This window comes from Pantoea sp. sgz302252 (assembly GCF_042610525.1).
Lineage (GTDB): Bacteria > Pseudomonadota > Gammaproteobacteria > Enterobacterales > Enterobacteriaceae > Erwinia.
The window spans coordinates 94,753-119,547 of the sequence record NZ_JBHDVM010000010.1; the positions used below are offsets into that span (position 1 = coordinate 94,753).

Genomic DNA, 24,795 nt, shown 5'->3' on the forward strand with positions numbered 1-24,795 from the left:
AGGTGCCAAAATGAATGAGCGCTAAAAATAAATTATTTCTGTTTGTTTTTCTGCTGGCAATTTCTTTTGCCGCAATGAAAACCTCGCTTTTTTATCGCGCCCGTTATCTGGATGCCTGGCATCAGCTTCGCCAGCAGCAGGAGCAGGCTAATACGTTAAAGCAGCGCCTCGATAATATCGCCAGTCTGGATAAAAAATATGTTTTGCAACTGCAGCAGGCTAAGCAAAGCGTTAGCCAGCTTGAGCGGGATGTTGCTGCTGGCAAGCTCAGGCTGCAGCTCGCCGCCAGCTGTCGCGCCGCGTCCGGCACCGCCGGCATGGCTGATGCTGCCCGCCCCGGACTTAATGACGCCGCTAAACGGCATTATTTCGATCTCCGGCAAGGAATAGTAACTGCTCGCACCCAGATAGCTGGCCTGCAGGAATATATTCGCCAGCAGTGCCAGCCTTAATTGGCTTCGCTAATAAATAAATGAATATGCCCATCTTTTACTGACCGCTCTTTCCAATGCGGAAATAAATAACAGGAGGTGATCTGGTGACAAACACCAGCAAAACCGCCGGCTGGCTGACGCCGATTAACGGTGAACCAGCCTGCGACAGCGCGCTGGCAGAACAAATCAGCGTGTGGATTCAGGGTATTACCGGTCTGACTGAAGATCGGGTCGCGGTCTATGACGGCATTGTGCCGCCATCGTGGTCGCCGGATAGCGAAAACGGCTGCGCTTTTATCATCATGAAAACAGTAGCGGAGGGAACGCCGGTTGCAGAGAAACAGCAGGACGAAAATGTGCAGCTGGCGCGGGATGAACGCCTGGAATGCCTGCTGCATTTTTACGGCCGCGACGCTCAGCTTTACGCCACTCGCTTTCGTGACGGTAATTGCCTGACACAAAACCTGGCGGCGCTAAAAAAGCTTTCGCTTAGCGTCAGAGATTGCAGCGATATCGCCACCGTTCTGGAAACGGTAAATAACAGCCAGACCCGCCGTTATGAATTAACGGTAAATATCGTTCGTAAAATATCCCGTCTTTACGGGATTTATTCACTGGTGGAAACACCCATCCAATTTTTCGGAGAATAAAATATGCCTCAAGGATTACCTTTATCCGGCATCGTTAACGTCGATGTCATCATGTCGCCTGCCGCCACTACCGGCCGTAATTTCGGTTCCATGCTGATTATGGGCGACGCCACGGTAATTCCGCTGACGGAGCGCCTGCGCCTTTATAGCTCAGCGGCGGATATCGGCGCGGATTTCGGTCTGGATTCTGCGGAATACCAGGCGGCGGCCGTCTGGTTCGCTCAGTCGCCGCAGCCGCAGCAGCTCTACATTGGCCGCTGGGCCAAAACGCTGGCTACGGGCGAAGAGGGCAAAACGGAAACGCTGGCGGAAGCCGTAAATGCCGCGCTGGAATATGCCAGCTGGTATGGACTGGCTGTTGCCACCACCGCCGACGACGTGCTCAACGATGATGAGATTATCGCCGCTGCGGCGGCTATTGAATCTGCTGGACAGAGCCGCGTGTTTGCCGTCACCACAGGCGACGATGCAGTGCTGGATGCAACATCGACCACCGATCTTGCTGCCCGGTTAAAAGCAGCGGGCTATGCGCGCACCTTTGTGCAGTATTCGACCCATAGCCGCTTTGCTGCAATTTCCGCTTTTGCCCGCGCTTTCACCGTTGATTTCAACGGCAGCAACACCACGCTGACGCTGAAATTTAAAACGGAACCGGGCGTAACTTATGAAACCCTGAGCGCCAGCCAGGCGGCGGCGCTGGAAAGCAAAAGGGCCAACGTCTATGTGCTGTTCGCTAATGACAGCGCCATTCTGCAGCAGGGCGTTATGACCAACGGCGACTTCTTCGACGAGCGCCACGGTCTGGACTGGCTGCAGAACTACGTGCAGACCAATCTCTACAACCTGCTCTACACCTCGGCCAGCAAAATTCCGCAGACGGAAGCAGGCATCACCCGACTGATGACAAATGTGGAAGCTTCGATGGATCAGGCCGTTACCAACGGGCTGGTCGCGCCAGGCATCTGGAACGGCAGCGATATCGGCCAGCTTGGCGCTGGTGACACCCTTACCAAAGGCTATTACGTCTATGCGCAGCCGCTCGCGTTGCAATCTCAGGCCGATCGTGAAGCGCGTAAAGCGCCGGTGATCCAGGTGGCCTGCAAGCTGGCTGGTGCCGTGCACTACGCCGATGTCCAAATTAACGTTGTTCGCTAAGGAGAAAAAATTATGTCTGCCTATTCATTTATGGATGTTACCGCCTCTTTTATTGGCCCTGGCGCGGTATTTGATTTGGGAAGCGGCTCCGGCAGCTCGGAAGAGGGCATCACCGTTTCCATGAAGGAAGCAAAAAACAGCATGAAACTGGGGATTGATGGCGAAGGCATGAATACGCTGCTGCCGGGCAACTCCGGCCAGATTACCGTTAACCTGCTGGAAACCTCGCCGGTCAATAAAAAGCTTTCTCTGGCCTATAACGCGCAGAGCGCCAGCTCTTCTCTCTGGGGTAAAAACGTTATCGTTATCCGCAACAGCTCCTCTGGCGAAGTTATTACCGCGCGCGGCGTGGCATTCCAGAAGCTGCCCGATCGTAAATTCGCGAAGGAAGGCGGCACTACCGCCTGGATTTTCGACTGCATTAAAGTCGATGTGGTTATGGGGGAATATTAATCGATGGAATTTACGATAAACGAAATCCCGTTCCGTATCGCTAAGCTGGACGTCTTTCAGCAGCTCAAGGTTTCCCGCAAGCTGCTGCCGCTGCTGGCTGGCATGCTCTCGGATATCAATACGGTGAAATCTGCCGCGGCGGCAGGCGACTATTTCCAGGTAATGGAAAAAGCGCTGCCCGCCATTGCGCAGTCGCTGGCGGACATGAGCGAGGAAGACACCAATGCGATTCTGCATCCCTGTCTTGCTGTGGTTTCCCGCCAGCAGGCGAAAAGCTGGGTGCCGATCTTCTCTCAAGGCGTGCTGATGTTCGACGATCTGGATCTGATCACCATGCTGAAGCTGGTGCTGCGGGTGGTGGAGGATTCGCTGGGCGGTTTTTTGCCCGAACTCCCCGCCAGCAGGGGCACCGCGCCGACAGCGGACTGATCCTGGAAACGCTTCCTGACGGGGAAGATTTTCTGATGCGCCCGGTGGATGCCGGGCTTATCAGCTACACCGCGCTCAAGGATGGCTCAGTGGATCTGGCGGACATTGCCCGCCTGAACGACTGGCTGGATCTGAAAGCGGATAATCAACACCGCATTGCGCAATGGAAACAGGCCAATGAACGCTGAAAATACCAAAAATGTTCTGACGGTGCTGGATAATCAGCTGGCGGCGGAGGCCGCCAGCTGGCAAAAAGTCAGAGCGTTCGTTGAGGAGCCCGGCTGGCAAAGCAACGAACAGAGTGCGAAAGCGCTGGATCTACAAAAAATCAAACAGACGGTAGAGCAGGCGGGCAAAACGCTGGTGGAGTACATCAACCGTTTTGCCGGTCGTCTGGAGCAGCTTGGCGTGCGTGCTCAAAACGCCGGAACGGATGCGGGCCAGCTAAAGGCGCTGGAGTATGGCGCCGCCCAGACAGGGCTTAGCAATGAAGCTATCGCCAAAGCTTTTCAGGCCGTGGTCAGCGCGCCGGGAGCAGAAGCACGCCTGAAAAAGCTGGGCGTGGCGACGCGCGACGGCAGCGGGCAAAAGAGAGCCGACAGCGAAATCTTCAGCGATGTCAGCGGTACGCTAAGCGCGATGCCGGAAGCGCAGGCGCTGGAAACGGCCAATAAGCTGGGGCTCGCGCCCGAAATCCTGGCCGCCATGCAACAAGGGCTGGGAAAATTTATCGGCGACTATAACCAGCTCTCCGCTTCTCTCAACGTCAACATGACTACGGCGGTCTCAGGCGCCGATCATTTTATGACGGCCAGGCGCAAGTTCGATGAGGTCGTCGACCTGCTGCAAACCAACAGCAGCAGCCGGCTCAACAACGGGCTGGGTGATATCTTCGATCGCTTTACCCAAAAGCTGGTGGCAAACGCCCCCGACGTACAGCGCGTGCTTGACGGTGCGGTCACGTTATTGCTCAACCTTGCTGAAATCGGCGAAAGAGTGGCGTTACGCCTGATTCAGGTAGTGGCGGACGTCAGCGGCTGGTGGGCCTCGCTGGATGAAAATACCCAGGGGCTGATAATGGCGCTTGGTGTGGTCACGGCGGCCTGGCTGGCGCTGAACAGCGCCTTCTTGCTCTCGCCGCTGGGCATCGTGGTGACGCTGGTTGGGCTGCTTTTCACGCTTTACGACAGCTACAAAACCTGGCAAGAAGGTGGCAAAACCCTGATTGACTGGGATCAGTGGGCGCCGGGTATCAACGCGGCGAAAACGGTCATTGGCTGGCTGCTGGATAAGTTCGGCAAGCTCACCGCGGGCACGCTTGACTGGAAAGGCGGCCTACAGGCTATTGCCGATTTTATAACCGGCAATTGGTCACCGGCGATGACGGCGGCGGTAGATAACGTCAAAAATTACTTCAGCAACTTTTTTAGCGATATCGCTAATAAACTTGTCAACAGCCCGATCTGGCGTTTTTTGCAGAAAGCCGGTCAGGGGACGCAGTCCGTGCTGGATAAGCTGTCAGAAGGATCGGGGCAGTTTGGTAATGTGATGGCGCTTGCTGAAAACGACAGCATGCTGGGATTGCTGCCGTCCGGCATGTCCGGCCGCTTCGCCTGGAACAGTGAAACGGCGCAAAGCGGCATGCCAGGCAATGTCGGTATTCAGCAGGAAACCCACATTTACGTGCAGGGCAGCGGCGATCCGCAACTTGCGGCGCAAAGGGTGGCGGACAGTCAGTTCGACGTAAATTCGCAGTTTGTTCAGACCGCAAGGAGGATCCCAAGATGATCAACGGTTTCCCCACGCTTTTAATGCAAAACAAACGCAAGATTGGTCTGTTGATCCCAAACGTGGTGATGAAAGAAAGCCACGCGGATAAGTTGACCACCACCACGCATCCTGTAGAAGCAGGCGCGACCATCGCCGATCACGCTTATCTCTCTCCCGCCGAGCTGACTATGGATGTGGGTTTTTCCAGCGGCGGCTCGCTGGTGGATTTTGTAGATACCACCGCATTCGGCGTGCAGGCTTCTTTAACGCCAACCGAAAGCTATCAGAAGCTGCGGGATCTGATGAACAGCAGACAGCCGCTGACCGTAGTAACCGGCAAACGTCTCTATAGCAATATGCTGATTACTTCGATTGCCGTTACTACCGAGCGAGCCACTGAAAATGTGCTGTTCGCCTCGCTCTCAATGACGGAACTGCTGATTACGCAAACCCGTACCCTCAGCAGCGCAGGCAAAGAGAACATGACGCAGGGTGTTAACACGTCCGCCGTGCAGAATAATGGCAAGAAAGTCGCCCGGCCCGGGCCGACAGCTGCCGTAACGGGGAGTAGCTGATGAATATCAATGAAATTCCGCTAACGCCCGATAACCAGCAGTTCGATATCTCCATCAGCAACATCGACTACAAAATGCGGATTATCTGGCGGGAAAGCGGCTGGATCCTCGATCTGCAAGACAGCGATGGCAAAGAGATTATCGCCGGGATCCCGCTGGTTACCGGCGTAGACTTGCTGGAGCAATATGCTTATCTGCAGCTGGGTTTTGGCCTGTGGCTATTCTCCGACACCCTGTTAAATGAGGCGCCAGGGCAGTATGGCCTCGGTTATACCGCCCATCTTTGTATCACTACGGAGGCGGCATGAGCGTTAACTGGCTACGTTACTGCGAACTGCTGCTGGAAGATAGCGATAAGGCTTCACTCAACCTCAGTGAGTTACGAGTGGGATTTGAAATTAATACCCACGTGCAGAGCACCGGCAGCACTGGCGTTATCAGCGTTTATAACCTGAGCAAAGAAACCCGCAACGCGATTATGGCTGGCGAATACAAAAAACTGCGCCTTGTGGCGGGCTACCAGGGAGTGGCGGCGCAGCAAGAGCAAGAACCGGTAGTCCCGGACTACATGGTGGGCAGAGTTCAGGAGAACCCACAGGTTAAGGCCAGCGGGCCCAATTATGGCGAAATCTTTAGCGGCGAAATTCGCTATGCTTTCGCTGGCAGCGCCAGTGAAAAACCTGACCAGCCCAGCCCGGACAATGTGCTTAAAATCCAGGCTATCGATGGCCATCAGGCCGCGCAGGAAGCCACGTTAAATACTACAGTAGCCGCTGGTTATGATACCAGCGCCATTCACCTGTTAACCCTGCGCAGCTTTAACCCTTATGGCGTTACCGCTGGTGCCACCGGAAAAATGCCGCCAACGCGTTTTCCCAGGGGCAAAGTCCTCTATCAGACCGCCAGCCAGGCTATGGATAATGTGGCCGCGCAGTGTCGCGCCACCTGGCAGTTTGTTGACGGCAAGCTGCAAATGGTGCCGGAAGATAGCTACCTCGACCGTATTACGGTGCTTAACAGCCAGACCGGTTTGATCGGTTCGCCTAAGCTCACTCAGGAAGGGATTGAGATAAAATGCCTGATCGACCCCAATATTCGTCTGCATAGCCTGGTTCAGGTTGACCAGGCTGCGCTTAACAGCAGGCGAAATGAACTGGAGTCGGTCAATAAAGCAGCGGCGGAAGCCAAGGCATCCGGTGGCGAAGCGGCCAAAAAAGCTGGTGCGCAGAAGACCGAGGCGCCACCGGCAGACATCGCAGCCGACGGCGTCTACATCGTTAAGGGCATCAGGTACGAGGGCGATACGCGAAGTTCAAATTGGTTTATGACCCTGACCTGCGTCGTACGGGATAAACAGACCGCGCTTAAAACCTCCGGCGCACAGCAATAATCCTCCCCGCTCAAGGCGGGCTTTTTTTTGGAGTTCTTATGCCAGTTCCTGTTCAATCACTTATTGGCGGGGAAGCTCAGGCGTATCAGGCTTTAGCGGAGACGATCTCCTCAACGCTACGCGTGGCTTTGCCCGGCATTATCCAGTCCTTCGATCCCGAAACCGTGACTTGCGTCGTTCAGCCCGCCATCAAGGGCAGCAGGCTTGACGCCAGCGGCAATCCTGTATCGTTAACGCTGCCGCTATTGGTCGATGTACCCGTGATCTTCCCCCGCGGCGGTGGCTGTACCCTGACTTTCCCGCTACAAAAAGGCGATGAATGTCTGGTGATTTTCAGCGACCGCTGCATCGACTTCTGGTGGCAAAACGGCGGCGTTCAGGAGCCGGTCGATCCGCGCCAGCACGACTTATCCGATGCCTTCGCCATACCCGGCCCGCAGTCGCAAAAAGAAAAAATCGGCGCCATCAGCACCGAGGCTTTGCAAATCCGTACCGACGAAGGGCAGGCCTTTATCGAACTGAAGAAAAGCGGGGAAGTCACCATTACCACGCCACTGCTGACAGTGAATGGCGATATAGCCGTTAAAGGAACGGTTACCTCAACCGGCGATCAGCTTGCAGGCGGCATCAGCCAGATAAATCATGTTCACGGCGGCGTGCAGAGCGGTGGCAGCAATACAAGGGGGCCGCAATGAGATACCGCAGGGAAGAGCAGGATGGCGACTACGCCTTCGGCAAAGGCGACAGCGCTTTTCTGGTCAACTCACCAGAATGCGTGGCGCAGGCAATTCAAACCCGCCTGCAGCTTTGGTACGGTCAGTGGTTTCTGGATACCGCCGAGGGAACGCCCTGGCTGGAGTCAATCGTCGGCAAGCAAAACAGTGCGGCCGCGGAACTGATGCTGCGCCAGCGTATTCTGGATACGCAGGGCGTTAAATCTATTCTCGCCTTCCACTCAACTTTTAACTCTTCAACCCGCCGGGCGATATTTACGGTAACCGTAGAAACGCTGTACGGCACGACGACAGTAATTAGCGAGGCATAATGGCTCTTAATGCAGACAGGCTGGGGTTATCGGCAACGATAACAGCCCAGGGGATCGGCGCGCCCGATTACCAGACAATCCTCAGCGCGCTAACCAACTATTTTCGCCAAATCTATGGCGCTGACGCTTATCTGGAGCCGGACAGCAAAGATGGACAGATGATAGCGATTGTGGCGCTGGCTATCCATGACGCTAACAATATGGCTATTGCCTGCTACAACTCATTTTCGCCTTCCACGGCTACGGGAGACGCGCTGACGCGCAATGTCAAAATCAACGGCATCGTGCGTAAAACGGCCACTAACTCTACGGTAGATTTAGTGCTGACGGGTACGCCAGGCACGACCATCGTGAATGGTTCGGTCAGGGACAGTAATAATGTCATCTGGCATCTTCCCGCAACGGTAACTATCGCCGCAACAGGCACGGTCACCGTAACCGCAACCTGTGCCGATGCTGGCGCGGTGGCTGCAGTAACCGGTTCCGTTACCCAAATCAACACGCCGACGCGCGGCTGGCAGACCGTAACTAATCCGAGCGCGGCGGCTACAGGCAGCGCCGCCGAAACGGATGCGGAACTACGGCTGCGGCAATCGCAAAGTGTATCGCTAACGGCGCTGACTACTTTTGATGCGCTGGACGGTGCTATTTCAAATATTGCCGGTGTTACCGAGCATAAGCTTTACCAGAACGATACGGACAGCGTGGATGCGAACGGCCTGCCAGCACATACCATCTCGGCTGTGGTCAACGGCGGCGATGCGGTAGTCATTGCTGACATTATCCGCAAAAAGAAATCGCTGGGCGTAGGCACTTACGGCAATACCGTCATAACCCTTAACGACAGCTATGGCACGCCGCAAAAGATCGGCTTCTCACGACCCGAGGCCGTGCCAATTTATTTAACGCTGGAGCTGAAAGCGCTTAGCGGCTATACCAGCCCGATAGCGGAGAAGATCAAAAAGGCGCTGGCCACGTATATCAATAGCCGCGGCATCGGCAACGATATTCTGCTTAGCCGCCTTTATTCGCCCGCTAACCTGACTATCGGCGAGGACAGTGCAGACAGCCAGTATTACGACATCCTGAGTTTACTGGCGGGGAAAAGCGAGTCAGCGCTTGCGGCAGCTAATATCGCTATCGGCTATAACCAATTCGCCAGCTGCGAGGTGGGAAATATTAAAATATCGGTGGCCTCATGAGTAAATATACCGATCTCATCACGAACTATCATCGCGGCAAAGCGAAATATGTTGAACATATTGACTTAACCACGCGGCCGCAAAAAGAAATCATCAATCTTTTTAGCAGCATAGTAACAGCGCTGGATATAGATAAGGCTACAGGCAACCAGCTGGATATTCTGGGCGAGTGGATCGGACGAGCCAGAAGCATCAATGCGCCTATTGAAGACTACTTTTTCACTTTTGATAAAGCTTCGCTGGGTTTTGATTTGGGCAGCTGGAAAGACAGATATGAACCAGACTCGGGCATTATCAATGTCGATGATGAAGATTATCGCACTATGCTCCGTGCCAAAATTGGTGCAAATAAGTGGGATGGTACTGCCGAGACGCTGCCAGCCATTCTGCAAGAAATCTATACAAAGCAGGATATCACTATCACTTTTACCGACAACCAGGATATGACCATAACGGTTTACGTGACGGCAAAGAATCTATCCACCATAACCCGCGAGATAATTAAGCAGGGTTATCTGGCGGTAAAGCCCGCTGGCATAACGGTAAATTACATAATTAACGGAGAATAGAAATGGCAAAGAATGATTTTAAGCCTTTTGCGACGGGCGATAACGCCAACGTATTGTCGCAGGAAGAGTTCGAGGCGCTGGATGCCACAGAAAATGGGTTCCAGACCGGCATCGCCAGAAGCGAACAGCTAAATAAAGTCTGGCGGCAGGCTTCGACTATGACACATGTTATTGGCCAATTTATTGCAAATAATAGCGGGAAAGACGTCATAGATAATGGCGATACTAGTGAAATACTAAAGAATTTTCAGCTATCCCTTCAAAGTAAGTTGCTTATAGATGCAATTTATCCTGTAGGCATTGTAGTGTTTTTTGCACAAAATAAAGATCCTAATACAGTCTTCTCTGGCACGACATGGAAATATGTAGGGGAAAATAAAACTATCCGGTTAGGGAGCGCCAACGGTAGCGATATAATGACAACTGGCGGCAATGATGCAGTTTCATTAACAGTAGGAAATATACCCGCACATAACCATACTTATTCTGCCACTACCAGCGTGTTTGATTATGGTACCAAGGGCACTTCAGGTGTTGGCGATCACGGACACACAGCCTGGACGGACAGCCAGGGTAATCACCAGCATGGCGCGGGTATGCGTTTGCCTTCTAACCAGGATGGACTCGCTTTTTATGGTACATGGGAGGCACCTGCCGGGAGTGCCGCCATATCCAGAGGAGGGAGCGGAGCGGCGATCCAGGCGGCTACATCTGCTAATGGACTGCACTCGCATAATGTTGGTATCGGTGGAGCTGGTGCTCACTCGCATACGGTAGGTATAGGCGCCCATTCACATACACTGTCGGGAACAACATCGAACACAGGTTCTGGTAGCGCTCTTTCTGTAGTTAACTCCTTTGTAAAACTTATGAGTTGGTACCGCATTGCCTGAACCTTAGCAAAGGTTAAGGCCCTTTACCTTGATCAACAATACGGTGAATTAGCGGGATCAGTCCCCGGCGTATTCTGTGCTTGATTTTTACTTTCAAAGGACGATTTTCCATAAGGGTATTCCAGATCGCGACTTTCTTTCTGTTGATACTGTTATCACCTTTCTTTACATTTATCGTAGAAACAGAAGCGCTGGCACTAAGTTCAACCGGAGCAGGAACTACTGCATTTACGGTCAATAAAGAATAATCTTCAAACAAGCTCCATTTGTCTGCGGTCATCCATACAGGGAAGAGAGCCCGAAGAAGGTTGGTGGCCGCAGGCAAATTGATGATATAGCTATGTGTCGTTGTAGCACTTTGCGTTCTATGAATATTTAAATTCCCATCTAATTTTTTAAAAGGTTTTTTAAAATATTTATTCACCCTGCTTAAAAGAAGAACCTCCGCTTTATTTTTGTCTAATGATACAGTTTGTATTAACTCAGGTAAATAATCAGGTAGGGTGACGTCATCCTCCAGAATCAATGCCGAATCAATTTTTTCTTCAACCATTCGTTTATAAATTAGCTGATGACTTAACGCACAACCAATCTCTCCAGGCAAAAAAGCATAATTTATTTTGGCAGTTAATTTTTCCACTTCTGCTTTCGTGAAAACTCTTCCATCAACGGCTTTAATAAATTCCACCTGTAAACCTAACTGTTCACAGCGTTCTGTTAATGCATTTTTTCTGTCAACTGAACGTTCAAGATTGATAATAAAGATGCGCATAATAACTTCCTTTTACAGATTTAAATAATGTATCTTATTAGTATAGATGTAGGGTGCCTATGATAACTATATTAATTTCGGTGGTCAATTAAATTTTAATATTTACCATGCTCGTGCTGATAAACAGGGAAATTAGCCTGATATCAAACATGAGTTATATTGATTGTGTTAGCCATTTTCTAATTATTAATTTATATAAAAATAAATAAAGCGGCTTTCGCCGCTTTATGAAGTATTCATCGTTTGTCAGTAATATCGAGAGTCATAAACTTTCGAGTGCATATATTATTTTCTAAAATCATAAGATTGAAGCGATATTATACAATATCTTTCTTTCATCTTTAATACCCTGCGCCATTCCCATAAAAGTTATGTGTGATGAAAAAATGTAGTTCGTGCGATCATTAAAAACATACCCGGCTTTTATCCGGAGAATAAAAGCGTTATTGAATTTGATAAATTACCTGAAGGTATCACTATTGATGGTGACTGGGAATTTCAAGGAGATGCTGTTGTAAGGATAGAAACTTCTTATAAAGAAAATATAGCAATTGTAAAAAACAGGCGATCTCTTTTAGAAGCGGAGAAAAAGATCGCGCCTTTACAAGACGCTGTTTCACTTGAAATAGCTATAGATGAAGAAATTATGGCATATGATAATTGGCGGAAATTCCGGTTTTTTTAAATGGCGTGGATGTATCTCATCCGGATGAAATTACCTGTCCTGACGATCCAGAATGATAATTATTATCTTTTTTAGGTATGTGAATTTTTTTTGGCTATGTGATTTATTAATGGTTAATGCTATGTATATTTTATAAAATACACATAGCTTATTTAACTATTTTATAAGTATAGGGTGGTTATAAATCAGTATGGTCATGTTACCATAAATTAACACCTGATCAGGTTTTCCAAACTGTGTTTCAATAGCCAGTACACGAAGGCTTCCCTCTGAATGCAGGTCAGCGCTCTTAATCGACGGGATAGATATGAACTGGCGTTTTGGCGCTTGTCGCGTAAAATCTTCAGTCAACCACGACTTCATGGTTTGAGAGCGAGAGGAAGTAAAGTCGATGGTAAAATCATCGTTGAAAAGCACTGATGTAATATGGATTTTACCGTCAGATAGCCAGTTTACTCCGTTTGACATCTGCCAGAAGTCAGCATAGCCAAAGGTAAGATTGTGCTGCTCAAGAAAAGCAATATAGTCATAGGTTTGCTGTTTTTGGTCGTATAAAGGTTTATCATGAAGATGATAGGAATATAGCGAAGAGGCAAAATACAAAATTAATACAAAACCAGGAATTACATTCTTTGAATAGGAGGAAAGTAAAGTAACCAAAACCACAGCAAAGCAGACAGCATTGACAAAAAATCTTGCGCTGATTTCACCCGGCGTATCATAGCTTATGATAAAAGAGGAAATGATTGCTGATATGGTTAAAATGCAAAATATCGTAATGAATTTTGTTTTGTTATTCTGGCGTAAGCAGATAAATAATGCCCAAATTGTAAGGCATACCCAAATGATTATAGATGCAGTCCATGTCAAAGAGTTATCAATGAAAAATAGATTCAGGCTCCTGCCAAGGATATGAACTGTCCACTCAGCGTTAATGGGCCATTGTTCTATTGGAACAAGCTTAAACCGTTGAACAGGTAATCCCATCAGTTTGGGGACGACATGCGTCATAGCTAAAATAAAAGCTATAAACACTATAGCTGTCGATTTGAATGACAATATTTTCTTCCAGGAAAAATAACCATTTACCAGAAGTAAAGGCAAAAAGTATGTAGCCGAGAACCAGGGGTCGGAAACAGCTGCCAGTAAAGAAATGACGCTATAGACAGTAGCCAGGCGGGAAGAGTTTCTTTTGAGATTAATCAGGCTTAAACCCAGGCAAACTGCCCCAAAAAAGTTTGTAGAGTAATGCGAGAACGGGTGAGCAACAAAGCCAAAAGTATAAAGATAAGCAGGAAGAAAAAGCAAACACATTAGTGCTAAGACAGCGTGCCACGAGCGAACTGTAAAGTAGACCAAACAAGCTAATACTGTGGCGGTTAGCGCAACAAAAAAAGCAGTCGATGCTGTAAGTGCGGCGATACCATCACTGCTGGTTAAAATAAAAAAAATAAAATTTATCGGGTAGACAGTAAAATACCAGTTATCAGGCGTTGGCTTCCAGTCTTTCAATACCGAAAACCCCTCGACTAACAAAGCTCGCCAGACTAAAGGACTATTGGCCGCATCAGGCTCAATAGGAAAATATCTATTGGTTAATAACCACGAGAAATAAACTGTGGCGCCGAATAATATCAGGTAAAAAAACAGGCGCGTACTTTTAATATTAAACATGCTTTTCCTTGACTCTTAATGAAAAGTTAACTTTGATAACGGGCTTTACTGGTATGTTTATGTTTTTTTCACATCTAGCTTTTCTTTATTATTGATATTTGCTAATAAGATTAGCGTGCTAAGTAACACAATATACTCTACAGACGTCAGCAGAACATCTGTCATGCCATAAAGAAAGGCTGATATCACTATAATAGATATAGGATTATCAAAAACGCCAGTTATACCGTTATCAAATATTAACTTTATAAAGAAAAACAAAAGGATAAAGAAACCTAAAATTCCAAATAAAGAAGTGTACTGAAGAAATTCATTATGTAAGTGAACATCGATATATTCTAAAGCAAAAGAATTGGGGTGGTTAGAGCTAATCCAGGTGCGTATTATTGTATTTCTGGTTGTTTGAGTCTCACCCAGTGGGTTTTCATGAATGGCGACAAGACCAGACTTCCATAAGGTAAAACGCGATCCTAACGACGTATGATCATCCCCGTGACTAAAACGAGTTATCTCCTGCTGTGTGGTATCGAAGCGAGAATAAATAATGCTTTTACTAAGAGTAGCAATGCACAAAAAAGCTAAAACTATGGCGATTATTGGTAATGGCTTGATAACTTTTCCCCGCCATAAGGCATTTAGCATGATGGCTACCGAGAGCAGCGTATGAATAAACATAGCGGAACGGGTTTCAGTTAACAGGATAATATAAACTGAAAGCAGACAGGTCAGGATGATGGCTGTAAACCTGACTGACATTGAACGTATTTGATTCAACATGGTCATTATGGCAAGTGCCAGAGCGCTATAAGCGTAGGCGGTCATTGTGGCGCGATTGATGCCAAGGACAATTCTGTCAACACCTGTGGCATGCTGCCAAATTCCATAAGCGCTGGAAAAGATAAAAGCAGAAGACAGCGAAACCCATGTCAGATTATATAAAAAATGCTTGCTGACAAATTCTTTTTTTACACCCCACAGAGTAAACCAGGCGATCAGTGTCGCTAAAAACCATCTTTTAGCTGGAGTGAACAATAAACCATTATCGACATCAGGTACTTTATTATACGATGCGAATAATGACCATATTGTATACATTGCTGCCAGTAGCAGGCCTGGTATGATTATTTTAGAGGTAAGAAGAGTAGAACGAATTTCCTTTAAATTAATTATTATGCCAGCTACGGAAAGATAACTACACCAATAGAATGCTATTCTGGAATATTTTTCGTGAAGAAAACCTAAAGGGATAATCAATAAAAGAAAAATTAGAGAAAGGCTAAATATTGCCCTGGTGAATCTTTCTTTTTTTTCGCAGTTTTGGAGCGAGCTTAAATGGTGCATGAAAATATATTCCCTGGCGCAAAGGATTTTAACTATTAAGTTGTCACTATCTGCACAAATGCTTAATAGATTCTGATTTATGTCCTGTCACTTTTCCCTGATAAATATTCATAGTGCTTACCTTATGAAAGATAATTGTTAACAGCTAACTGGTAAAAACGCTTACGTTTATAGCCGATCTATAAAAAAAAATCAAAACAGGCCGACTGAAAGCTTTTACCTTCGGTAAAATACTCTATTGGAAAATTCATAAGCTATCCTTTCTTTTATAACTTTTACCCGTCACACCAGCCTCTTCACCAGCGCTTCGCTGTGCCTGATATGGCTTGAGGCGCGCTCGGGATCGTGCTGCACCAGCGCCATAAACAGCAGATCGGTCAGCGTTAGCTGTGCCGAAGTAGAAGAGATAGCCGCGCTGCTGGTAGTTTGCTCTTCGGCAACTGTATAGAGACAGTGCGTAGCGCACTGCTGTAGCGTGTTGGGCGAAAAGCCGGTAAATGCCAGCACGCTGGCGCCTGCGCGGCGTGCTTCCTGAGCCGCAAGGTTGATTTCCCGGCGTTCACCGGTATAGGAGATCGCCAGCAATACATCACCTTCATTCAGCGCCTGTACGCTTGCCAGCAATGCATGCATATCCTGCTCGGCCACCGCGTGAATGCCAATCTTCATCAGCTTCCATGAAAAATCTTTTGCTACCAGGCCCGATGCGCCAATGCCCACCAGCACGATACGATTCGCCTCTTTCAACAGCCGCAGCGTTTCCAGCAGCTTCTCTTCGCTATTGATATCCAGGGTAGCGCGGATAGCGGATTGTTTCTCCGCCAGCAGCTTCTCGCCTACAACCTTTAACGGATCGTCGCTTAAAATCAGATTATGCACGGTAATAGCATCTTTCTTCGCCAGCGACTCGCTAAGCGCCAGCTTCAGAGCCGGGAAGCCTTTATAGCCGAGCTTCTGCGCGAACTTCACCACGCTGGATTGACTGACGCCAGCTTCCTCCGCCAGCTTCTGCGAACTGAGATGACGCGCCTTATCCGGTTGCGACAGCAAAAAATCGGCCAGGCGCCGTTCGTTCAGTGCCAGCGACGGATAAAGCTGACGGATGCGCAGCAGTGAACTCATTTTGCTTCTCCTTAAAACGAGTCTGAACACGGTTCAGCATGCCAGCTACCCTTATAAAAGGTAGCGCGCTGGTTAAAACAGAGTATCGTACGAACGCTTACGAATATAATATTCAGTTATTCACAGAGATACAGAATTAAATATTCATTTGAGAGGATAGCATGAATCTTGGCGCACTGATTTCTGAAACACGCAATGCCGACACTATGGATCTCGACAGCCTCTCCACGCTGGAAATGGTGACAAAGTTCAACGAGCAGGATGCGACTGTTGCAGCGGCAGTACATAAAACCCTGCCAGCGGTAGCCCAGGCGGTAGACGCGGCGGCAGCCTCGTTACAGGAAGGAGGAAGGCTGATTTATATGGGCGCAGGCACCAGCGGACGGCTGGGCGTGCTGGATGCTTCCGAATGCCCGCCGACCTTTGGCGTGCCGCACGGGTTGGTTGTCGGTCTGATAGCGGGCGGCCCGGGCGCGTTACTGAAAGCGGTTGAAGGTGCTGAAGACGACGAACAGCTTGGTGTCAGCGATTTGCAGGCGCTGGCGCTAACGCCTCAGGATATGGTGGTGGGCTTAGCCGCTTCTGGCCGTACGCCCTACGTTATCGGCGCACTGCGCTTTGCACGCCAGCTTGGCTGCCGTACGGCGGCTGTCTCCTGTAATCCTGACTCACCGATAGCGCGCGAAGCAGAAATTGCCATCTCGCCGGTGGTAGGGCCGGAAGCGCTCACCGGCTCAACCAGACTTAAATCGGGCACGGCGCAGAAGCTGGTGCTAAATATGATCTCAACCGGCGCGATGGTGAAAATCGGCAAAGTTTATCAAAACCTGATGGTGGATATGCAGGCCACTAACATTAAGCTGGTCGATCGCGCCTGCCGTATGGTATGCCAGGCGACAGGCTGTGAGCGGGAAGAAGCGGAGCGCGCGCTGCGGCAAACATCCTTTGAAGTGAAAACCGCCATCCTGATGGTGCTCAGCGGCGTGGAAGCTACGGAGGCCAAAACCTTGCTTGCTACTCACAACGGCTTTCTGCGAGCGGCCTTGCAGGCGAGCCTGCGCTGACTCAGTTTTGACATCGTTGTCTCAGCGTCCACTATTATTACAGGCAATAACAGCGTATTGGGTTATCCCGGGGAGAGAGGTTTGATTACTGGTCAGGAACGACGCGTGGTGTTTTTCGATCTCGACGGCACGCTGCATCAGCAGGATATGTTCGGCACTTTTATGCGCTATTTGCTATGGCGGCAGCCGCTGAATCTGTTGCTGGTGGCGCCTGTATTGCCGGTAGTCGGCATTGGGCTGCTATTGAAAGGGCGCGCAGCGCGCTGGCCGATGAGCCTGCTGCTGTGGGCGATCACTTTCGGCCACAGCGAAAAAAAACTGCTCGCGCGCGAGAAAGCTTTCGCGCAGTGGTTCCGCCAGCGCGTTACCGCTTTTCCGGTCGTGCAGCAACGGCTTACCGACTACCTTAACAGTTCGGATGCTGATGTCTGGTTGATTACCGGTTCGCCGCAGCCGCTGGTGGAGCAGGTCTATTTCGACTCTGCCTTTTTGCCGAAGGTTAAATTGATCGCCAGCCAGATGGCGCGTGGTTATGGTGGGCGCGTGCTGGCGATGCGCTGCCTGGGCCATGAAAAAGTGGCGCAGTTAGAAGAGCAAATCGGCACGCCGCTACAGCTTTACAGCGGCTACAGCGACAGCAAGCAGGATAATCCGCTGCTTTACTTTTGCCAGCACCGCTGGCGCGTTACGCCGCAGGGGGAACTGCAACAGCTGGAGTAAACGGGTATACTGCCCGGCGATTTTTGGCTGGAGGCTCAGGTGAGCGATACCCTAATTGATGAAAAGTGGATGCGCCACGCTCTGATGCTGGCGCGCCGCGCCTGGGAAGAGGGCGAAGTGCCGGTCGGCGCGGTACTGGTGCAGGGCGATACCGTTATCGGCGAGGGCTGGAACCGGCCTATCGGCCACCACGATCCGACCGCCCATGCGGAAATCATGGCGCTGCGGCAGGGCGGCAAAGTGCTGGAAAACTACCGGCTGCTGGATACCACGCTCTACGTAACTCTTGAGCCATGCGTAATGTGCGCTGGCGCGATGGTGCATGGCAGAGTAGGGCGGCTGGTATTCGGGGCAAAAGATGATAAAACTGGCGCGGCAGGTTCGCTGCTGGATGTGTTAGGCCACGCTGGTATGAATCATCAGGTCAGGGTAGAGCATGGCGTCTTAGCGGAAGAGTGCGCCAGCATGCTTAGCGACTTTTTCCGCCATCGCCGCGCGGAGAAAAAGGCGTTGCGCGACAGGCTGCGGGCCGAAGCGCAAAAAAACGCGTAGCGTACTGGCGCGCCGCCAGCACGCTTTAATTCAGCGCTACCTGCGGATCCACGGCCGGATAGCCTTTGCCCAGCTGCGCCTCCATGGCCGCCTGCTGGGCAAGCTTGCGCTCCTGATCCTGAAGATAGCCCACCAGACTGAGCTGGTAGATGCGAATATTCTCCACATAGTTATAGGCTTCCTGACCACGCGCATAGCCGTAAGTGGTCTGGCTATAGTAGCGTTTTTGGCTCAGCATCGGCAGCCGCAGCTTGACGTCTGCCCAACTGTTGGGATTGCCTTTTTGCTTTTCTGTCAGCCTGCGCGCGTCCAGCATATGCGCATAGCCCATATTGTACGCCGCCAGCGCAAACCAGATGCGTTCATCCTCAGGGATCTCGGGCGGCACCTTCTCCATCATTTTCACCAGATACTCGCTGCCGCCGCGAATGCTCTGTTCCGGATCGGTACGATCGCTGACGTTGACGCTATCTGCCGTATTGCGGGTCAGCATCATCATGCCGCGCACGCCGGTAGGCGAAGTGGCCTGCGGATTCCAGTGCGACTCCTGCCAGGAGATTGCCGCCAGCAGGCGCCAGTCAATGGCGCTGGCATACTTTTCAAACAACGGGCGGATAGCTGGCAGCATACTGTCGATAGCGCGCAAAAAAGTGCGGGTATCAACATAGTCGAAAGTACCGACATGGCCTAAATACTTCTCGTCCAGCCGCGCCATCGCGCCTTCTTCTGCCATCTGGTTAAAGTAGTCCAGCATGGCGGCATAAAGGCTGTCGTCATCGTCGCGCTGCGAATACCAGGTAACCGGCTCTTCATCCGTAATATCAAAAGCCACCGCCAGCTGCGGGTGGATCCGCTGTAGCAGCGCAATAGAGACGGAATCCCCTACCGTGTAGTCCAGCTTGCCGTCCGCCACCGCTTCCAGCAGCTCGTTCGGGCTTTGGTCGGTAGAGATAGCCCAGTCGAGATCGGGATACTGGTTCTGCCGGATATCACGCAGGGTCGAGGCGAACGCGGAATCGGAAGCCACGGTTAAACGGCCCTTCAGCGCACCCAGATTTGGCGGACGCGGCTTGCCCATCCGGTAAACCAGCTGCTGCGAAACGGAATAGTAGGTCGGGCCGGTGCGAAAGCGCGACAGGCGATCGCTGTTGTAAATCAGCCCGGCCGCCAGCACATCTGCTTTATCTTCTTCCAGATCGTCGAACAGCTCGCTAAGGTTCTGCCGCACCGTGATCTGCAGCTTCACCCCCAAATAATCGGCGAAGCGCTTTGCCAGCTCGTAATCCATTCCGGCTGGCGCTTTATTCACTGTGTAGTAAGTCAGAGGCGAATTGAGCGTGCTGACGCGCAAAACTCCTCGTGCTTTTATCTGTTCCGTCCGGTTTAACCCGCTGCTGTGCCAGGGGATCGACGGCCACAGCGCAAGCGCGAGCAGTACCGTCACCAGCCCGATGAACAAATAATTAATTTTCAGGCGTTTCAAATGGTTATCTCTCGATTTCTCTCAGGATTCTGTCTGTAACGGCAGTATTTATGGTCTGTAAGGGGCCCTGAGCGTGGGGCATTTTGCGCAACTCCCTGCGCCTGCGCAACTGAATTCATGCAAAATTGTGCGCTTTTCAGCCAATTCCCTGCAGCGATTAATTCTGCGCAAACGGTTTCGTAACCGGAGGGGATTCTCTATAATAGCGCCCGTTTTCCCCTGTTGCGCCCAAAGAAGCGTCTCCTGGCGCTCTGACGAGAGATCTTTATGATGGAAATTCTGCGTGGTTCGCCCGCTCTGTCGGCATTTCGTATTAACAAACTGCTGGCCCGCTTTCAGGACGCTCACCTGCCGGTGAGTGACATTTACGCCGAGTACGTCCATTTCGCCGATGTCAGCGCGCCGCTTGCCGAGGCTGAAAAAGCCCGTTTACAGCGTCTGCTGAAATACGGCCCTTCTCTCGCCGAACACACCCCCGAAGGCCGCCTGCTGCTGGTGACGCCTCGCCCGGGAACCATTTCTCCCTGGTCTTCCAAAGCGACGGATATCGCGCATAACTGCGATCTGCCGCAGGTGAAGCGCCTTGAGCGCGGGCTGGCTTTCTATATTAAGGCGCCACAGCTGACCGAAGCGCAGTGGAAGCAGCTGGCTGCACTGCTGCATGACCGCATGATGGAAGTCGTTCTTGACGATCTGTCCCAGGCCGCGCAGCTGTTTGCGCACCATGAGCCGACGCCGCTGAGCAGCGTTGATGTGCTGGGCGAAGGCCGTACGGCGCTGGAAGAGGCCAACCGTCGGCTGGGCCTGGCGCTGGCTGAAGACGAAATCGACTATCTGCGTCAGGCTTTCGAAAAACTCGGGCGCAACCCGAACGACATCGAGCTTTATATGTTCGCTCAGGCGAACTCCGAGCACTGTCGTCATAAAATCTTTAACGCCGACTGGGTTATCGATGGCGAACAGCAGCCTAAATCGCTGTTCAAAATGATCAAAAACACCTTTGAAAAAACGCCGGACCACGTGCTCTCCGCCTATAAAGATAACGCGGCGGTAATGGAAGGTTCCCGGGTTGGCCGCTTCTACGCCGATACCGAAGGGCAGTACGATTTCCATCAGGAGGAAGCGCATATCCTGATGAAGGTGGAAACCCATAACCACCCAACGGCTATCTCTCCGTGGCCGGGCGCGGCAACAGGTTCCGGCGGCGAAATTCGCGACGAAGGCGCTACCGGTCGTGGTGCTAAACCTAAAGCTGGCCTGGTCGGCTTCTCGGTGTCCAACCTGCGCATTCCGGGCTTTGAACAGCCGTGGGAAGAAGATTTCGGCAAGCCCGATCGCATCGTTACCGCGCTGGATATCATGACCGAAGGCCCATTGGGCGGCGCGGCGTTCAACAATGAATTTGGCCGCCCGGCGCTCACAGGCTACTTCCGCACTTATGAAGAAGAAGTTAACAGCCACAACGGTGTTGAGCTGCGTGGCTATCACAAACCAATTATGCTGGCTGGCGGCATCGGCAATATCCGCGCCGACCACGTGCAGAAAGGCGAAATCAGCGTCGGCGCGAAGCTGATCGTGCTTGGTGGCCCGGCGATGAACATCGGCCTGGGCGGCGGCGCGGCATCTTCTATGGCTTCCGGCCAGTCCGATGCGGATCTCGATTTCGCCTCCGTGCAGCGCGATAACCCGGAAATGGAGCGCCGCTGCCAGGAAGTGATTGACCGCTGCTGGCAGCTTGGCGAAGAGAACCCGATCCTGTTTATCCACGACGTGGGCGCGGGCGGCCTTTCTAACGCCATGCCAGAGCTGGTCAGCGACGGCGAGCGCGGCGGCCGCTTCAATCTGCGCGATATTCTTAGCGACGAGCCGGGCATGAGCCCGCTGGAAATCTGGTGTAACGAGTCCCAGGAACGTTACGTGCTGGCCGTTGCTCCAGAGAAGCTGGCGCAGTTCGATGCCCTTTGCCAGCGCGAGCGCGCGCCTTATGCCGTGATTGGCGAAGCGACGGAAGAGATGCACCTTTCGCTTAGCGACAGCCACTTCGACAACAAACCGATCGATATGCCGCTGGACGTGCTGCTGGGCAAAACGCCAAAAATGACCCGCGACGTCAGCACGCTGAAAGCCAAAGGCGAGCCGCTGGCGCGAGAAGCGATTACCGTTGCCGACGCGGTAAACCGCGTGCTGCATCTGCCAACCGTGGCGGAAAAAACCTTCCTGATCACTATCGGTGACCGCACCGTAACCGGCATGGTTGCGCGCGACCAAATGGTTGGCCCATGGCAGATCCCTGTTGCAAACTGCGCTGTCACTACGGCCAGCCTGGACAGCTACTATGGCGAAGCTATGGCTCTTGGCGAGCGTGCGCCGGTCGCTTTGCTGGATTTCGCCGCTTCCGGTCGTCTGGCCGTGGGTGAGGCAATTACCAACATCGCCGCCACGCAGATTGGCTCGCTGAAGCGGATTAAGCTTTCCGCCAACTGGATGGCAGCAGCCGGCCATCCGGGCGAAGATGCGGGTCTTTACGAGGCCGTTAAAGCCGTGGGCGAAGAGCTTTGCCCGGCGCTGGGCATCACCATCCCGGTCGGTAAAGATTCCATGTCGATGAAAACCCGCTGGCAGCAGGGCACAGAGCAGCGCGAGATGACTTCGCCGCTCTCTCTGGTGATCACCGCTTTCGCCCGCGTGGAAGATGTTCGTCGCACTGTCACGCCACAGCTTCAGCCTCAGCGCGACAATGCGTTGCTGCTAATCGATCTTGGCGAGGGCGTTAATGCGTTGGGCGCTACTGCGCTGTCGCAGGTTTATCGTCAGCTGGGCGACAAGCCTGCCGACGTGCGCGACGCCGTTAAGCTGGCTGGCTTCTTTAACGCCATGCAGGCGCTGGTAGCCGACGAGAAGCTGCTGGCCTACCATGACCGTTCCGATGGCGGCCTGCTGGTCACGCTGGCGGAAATGGCCTTTACCGGCCACTGCGGCATCGAGGCGGATATCGCGGCGCTGGGCAGCGATTCGCTGGCCGCGCTGTTTAACGAAGAGCTGGGCGCAGTGATCCAGATCGCGGAGGAAGATCGCGAGCATGTAGAGCAGATCTTCGCCACGCATGGTCTGGCCGACTGTGTGCACTTCCTTGGCCGTGCGCTGCCGGGCGATCGTTTCGTTATCACCTCTGGCGATTCGGCGGTTTATAGCGAAAGCCGCACCACGCTACGCACCTGGTGGGCGGAAACGACCTGGCAGATGCAGCGTCTGCGCGACAACCCGACCTGCGCCGATCAGGAGCATGAAGCCAAAAAGAACGATCTCGATCCGGGCCTGAACGTTAAGCTGACTTTCCGTCCGGAAGAAGATATCGCCGCGCCTTATATCGCTACGGGCGCACGTCCGAAGGTGGCTGTGCTGCGCGAGCAGGGTGTTAACTCCCATGTGGAAATGGCCGCAGCCTTCCATCGCGCCGGTTTCGACGCGGTGGATGTGCATATGAGCGATCTGCTGGCCGGACGCCAGGGGCTGGAAGATTTCCAGACGCTGGTAGCCTGCGGCGGCTTCTCTTATGGCGACGTGCTGGGCGCTGGCGAAGGCTGGGCGAAATCAATTCTGTTCAACACCCGCGTGCGCGACGAGTTCGAAACCTTCTTCCACCGTCCGCAAACGCTGGCGCTGGGCGTTTGTAATGGCTGCCAGATGATCTCCAACCTGCGCGAGCTAATCCCGGGAAGCGAAGCCTGGCCGCGCTTTGTGCGCAACCAGTCCGAGCGTTTTGAGGCTCGTTTTAGCCTGGTGGAAGTCACGGCCAGCCCATCGCTGCTGCTGGAAGGCATGGCGGGATCGCAAATGCCGATTGCCGTATCGCACGGCGAAGGTTTTGTCGAAGTGCGCGACGAGGCACACCTGGCACTGCTGGAAAGCAAAGGCCTGGCGGCGCTGCGCTTTGTTGATAACTTTGGCAAGGTCACGCAAACCTATCCGGCTAACCCGAACGGCTCGCCGAATGGCATCACGGCGGTGACTAACGAAAGCGGTCGCGTAACCATTATGATGCCGCATCCGGAGCGCGTGTTCCGCACGGTCAGCAACTCCTGGCATCCGGCAGAGTGGGGTGAGGACAGCCCGTGGATGCGGATCTTCCGCAATGCGCGTAAGCAGCTTGGCTGATTGACGCGTTAACTACAAAGGCAGCTTCGGCTGCCTTTCAGATTGCTGACAAAATTAAAAAACTCAGGCGAGCGTTTGTTTTTTACAGCATTGCTACAGCTTGATAGCAGCAGAGGCTGAGCAGATAAGTGGACCGTTTGGCGCAGGGACGCGCCAACCGAGCCATCAGGGATGATTTAACGGCGTGTCCATGTTCCGCTCTGCCTCTGCTGCTTTGTCACGGATTTAAACGCGACCTGAGGTTTTTCATCAACTACAAAGGCAGCTTCGGCTGCCTTTTTTCATGGAAAAAAGTGGCAAACTGGCCTGCTGTTGCAAATCGGCGACAGCCGGAAAATAAGCTGTCTCTAAATAGCGACATCTAACTCATTGATAAAACAGCATACGTAAGGTTAATCCTAAACTTGTTACCGAATGGCGACAGTTGATACTTCAATAGCAGTGCTTTCGGACGCCACGGCTAAAGCGTCCGATAATTTAATCACTTTAATAACAACGCATTATAAATATATTTAAAATATGGCACGGCTTTTGCTATACTAAGCGCAGTGGCTCATTCACCTGGTTATGACAGCCCTGCGCAAGCGGCCAAGCGCTTCATAACATTCCGAATGACGCACAATACGGTGCCTGCCGTCCAGCGAGACCGATACAGCTTTGGC

At 51.9% G+C, this 24,795-nt stretch carries 25 protein-coding genes; 20 read left to right on the forward strand and 5 right to left on the reverse strand.

Annotated elements, in window-relative coordinates:
• Nucleotides 1-14: 14 nt before the first annotated feature.
• From ACETPC_RS17615 to ACETPC_RS17685, 15 genes are all read left to right on the forward strand, one after another.
• Nucleotides 15-452: a lysis protein gene (locus ACETPC_RS17615; protein ID WP_380183573.1), complete on the forward strand. Its 438-nt coding sequence runs from the start codon at nt 15-17 to the stop codon at nt 450-452.
• An 86-nt stretch (nt 453-538) separates the two neighbouring features.
• Nucleotides 539-1,084, forward strand: a complete 546-nt coding sequence (locus tag ACETPC_RS17620) for a hypothetical protein (RefSeq protein WP_380183575.1) — start codon at nt 539-541, stop codon at nt 1,082-1,084.
• Nucleotides 1,085-1,087: 3 nt separating this feature from the next.
• A complete protein-coding gene (locus tag ACETPC_RS17625) occupies nt 1,088-2,239 on the forward strand; it encodes a DUF3383 family protein (protein WP_380183577.1) in 1,152 nt (383 codons plus the stop codon).
• 12 nt (nt 2,240-2,251) lie between these two features.
• Complete coding sequence (locus tag ACETPC_RS17630) at nt 2,252-2,692, forward strand: phage protein (protein WP_380183579.1); 441 nt, start codon at nt 2,252-2,254, stop codon at nt 2,690-2,692.
• Nucleotides 2,693-2,695: 3 nt separating this feature from the next.
• Nucleotides 2,696-3,121 (forward strand): phage tail assembly chaperone, encoded by a 426-nt coding sequence (locus ACETPC_RS17635; RefSeq protein ID WP_380183581.1) that lies wholly within the window; start codon nt 2,696-2,698, stop codon nt 3,119-3,121.
• 35 nt (nt 3,122-3,156) lie between these two features.
• The gene (locus ACETPC_RS17640) at nt 3,157-3,309 is read left to right on the forward strand and encodes a DUF6889 family protein (RefSeq protein WP_380183583.1); all 153 of its coding nucleotides are present in this window, start codon (nt 3,157-3,159) and stop codon (nt 3,307-3,309) included.
• Nucleotides 3,299-4,909: a hypothetical protein gene (locus tag ACETPC_RS17645; RefSeq protein ID WP_380183585.1), complete on the forward strand. Its 1,611-nt coding sequence runs from the start codon at nt 3,299-3,301 to the stop codon at nt 4,907-4,909. The genes ACETPC_RS17640 and ACETPC_RS17645 overlap by 11 nt, the downstream gene beginning before the upstream one ends.
• A complete protein-coding gene (locus tag ACETPC_RS17650) occupies nt 4,906-5,466 on the forward strand; it encodes a phage baseplate protein (RefSeq protein WP_380183587.1) in 561 nt (186 codons plus the stop codon). Before ACETPC_RS17645 ends, ACETPC_RS17650 begins: the two co-directional genes overlap by 4 nt.
• A complete protein-coding gene (locus ACETPC_RS17655) occupies nt 5,466-5,774 on the forward strand; it encodes a phage baseplate plug protein (RefSeq protein WP_380183589.1) in 309 nt (102 codons plus the stop codon). The genes ACETPC_RS17650 and ACETPC_RS17655 overlap by 1 nt, the downstream gene beginning before the upstream one ends.
• The gene (locus tag ACETPC_RS17660; RefSeq protein ID WP_380183591.1) at nt 5,771-6,856 is read left to right on the forward strand and encodes a hypothetical protein; all 1,086 of its coding nucleotides are present in this window, start codon (nt 5,771-5,773) and stop codon (nt 6,854-6,856) included. The genes ACETPC_RS17655 and ACETPC_RS17660 overlap by 4 nt, the downstream gene beginning before the upstream one ends.
• Before the next feature lie 38 nt (nt 6,857-6,894).
• Nucleotides 6,895-7,551: a Gp138 family membrane-puncturing spike protein gene (locus tag ACETPC_RS17665; protein ID WP_380183593.1), complete on the forward strand. Its 657-nt coding sequence runs from the start codon at nt 6,895-6,897 to the stop codon at nt 7,549-7,551.
• Nucleotides 7,548-7,901: a hypothetical protein gene (locus ACETPC_RS17670; protein WP_380183595.1), complete on the forward strand. Its 354-nt coding sequence runs from the start codon at nt 7,548-7,550 to the stop codon at nt 7,899-7,901. The genes ACETPC_RS17665 and ACETPC_RS17670 overlap by 4 nt, the downstream gene beginning before the upstream one ends.
• On the forward strand, nt 7,901-9,103 hold the full coding sequence (locus ACETPC_RS17675) for a baseplate J/gp47 family protein (RefSeq protein WP_380183597.1): 1,203 nt from the start codon (nt 7,901-7,903) through the stop codon (nt 9,101-9,103). The genes ACETPC_RS17670 and ACETPC_RS17675 overlap by 1 nt, the downstream gene beginning before the upstream one ends.
• Nucleotides 9,100-9,672 (forward strand): DUF2612 domain-containing protein, encoded by a 573-nt coding sequence (locus tag ACETPC_RS17680; protein ID WP_380183599.1) that lies wholly within the window; start codon nt 9,100-9,102, stop codon nt 9,670-9,672. The genes ACETPC_RS17675 and ACETPC_RS17680 overlap by 4 nt, the downstream gene beginning before the upstream one ends.
• A 2-nt stretch (nt 9,673-9,674) precedes the next feature.
• Nucleotides 9,675-10,565 (forward strand): hypothetical protein, encoded by an 891-nt coding sequence (locus tag ACETPC_RS17685; protein WP_380183601.1) that lies wholly within the window; start codon nt 9,675-9,677, stop codon nt 10,563-10,565.
• 13 nt (nt 10,566-10,578) lie between these two features.
• Here the strand turns inward: ACETPC_RS17685 and ACETPC_RS17690 are convergent, their stop codons facing one another.
• Entirely contained in the window at nt 10,579-11,337 is a 759-nt protein-coding gene (locus ACETPC_RS17690) for a glycosyltransferase family 25 protein (protein WP_380183603.1), read from the reverse strand.
• A gap of 412 nt (nt 11,338-11,749) precedes the next feature.
• Here ACETPC_RS17690 and ACETPC_RS17695 point away from each other — a divergent pair, with 412 nt between their 5' ends.
• The gene (locus tag ACETPC_RS17695; protein WP_380183750.1) at nt 11,750-12,022 is read left to right on the forward strand and encodes a tail fiber assembly protein; all 273 of its coding nucleotides are present in this window, start codon (nt 11,750-11,752) and stop codon (nt 12,020-12,022) included.
• Between the two features lie 156 nt (nt 12,023-12,178).
• Here ACETPC_RS17695 and ACETPC_RS17700 read toward each other — a convergent pair whose 3' ends face one another.
• The 3 genes from ACETPC_RS17700 to ACETPC_RS17710 all read right to left on the reverse strand — a co-directional run bounded on the left by ACETPC_RS17700 (nt 12,179) and on the right by ACETPC_RS17710 (nt 16,159).
• Nucleotides 12,179-13,696, reverse strand: coding sequence for a hypothetical protein (locus ACETPC_RS17700; RefSeq protein WP_380183605.1), 1,518 nt, complete (start codon nt 13,694-13,696; stop codon nt 12,179-12,181).
• Nucleotides 13,697-13,753: 57 nt separating this feature from the next.
• Nucleotides 13,754-15,037: an O-antigen ligase family protein gene (locus tag ACETPC_RS17705; protein WP_380183607.1), complete on the reverse strand. Its 1,284-nt coding sequence runs from the start codon at nt 15,035-15,037 to the stop codon at nt 13,754-13,756.
• Nucleotides 15,038-15,319: 282 nt separating this feature from the next.
• Nucleotides 15,320-16,159: a MurR/RpiR family transcriptional regulator gene (locus ACETPC_RS17710; RefSeq protein ID WP_380183609.1), complete on the reverse strand. Its 840-nt coding sequence runs from the start codon at nt 16,157-16,159 to the stop codon at nt 15,320-15,322.
• Between the two features lie 161 nt (nt 16,160-16,320).
• Here ACETPC_RS17710 and murQ point away from each other — a divergent pair, with 161 nt between their 5' ends.
• The 3 genes from murQ (at nt 16,321) to tadA (ending at nt 18,495) form a co-directional block, all read left to right on the forward strand.
• On the forward strand, nt 16,321-17,223 hold the full coding sequence (gene murQ / locus ACETPC_RS17715; protein ID WP_380183611.1) for an N-acetylmuramic acid 6-phosphate etherase: 903 nt from the start codon (nt 16,321-16,323) through the stop codon (nt 17,221-17,223).
• Nucleotides 17,224-17,304: 81 nt separating this feature from the next.
• Nucleotides 17,305-17,943, forward strand: coding sequence for a phosphatidylglycerophosphatase C (yfhb, locus tag ACETPC_RS17720; protein WP_380183613.1), 639 nt, complete (start codon nt 17,305-17,307; stop codon nt 17,941-17,943).
• Nucleotides 17,944-17,982: 39 nt separating this feature from the next.
• Entirely contained in the window at nt 17,983-18,495 is a 513-nt protein-coding gene (gene tadA / locus ACETPC_RS17725) for a tRNA adenosine(34) deaminase TadA (RefSeq protein ID WP_380183615.1), read from the forward strand.
• A gap of 25 nt (nt 18,496-18,520) precedes the next feature.
• Here the strand turns inward: tadA and mltF are convergent, their stop codons facing one another.
• Nucleotides 18,521-19,978 (reverse strand): membrane-bound lytic murein transglycosylase MltF, encoded by a 1,458-nt coding sequence (gene mltF, locus ACETPC_RS17730; RefSeq protein ID WP_380183617.1) that lies wholly within the window; start codon nt 19,976-19,978, stop codon nt 18,521-18,523.
• Between the two features lie 267 nt (nt 19,979-20,245).
• Here mltF and purL point away from each other — a divergent pair, with 267 nt between their 5' ends.
• Nucleotides 20,246-24,133: a phosphoribosylformylglycinamidine synthase gene (gene purL, locus ACETPC_RS17735; protein ID WP_380183619.1), complete on the forward strand. Its 3,888-nt coding sequence runs from the start codon at nt 20,246-20,248 to the stop codon at nt 24,131-24,133.
• Nucleotides 24,134-24,795 lie beyond the last annotated feature (662 nt).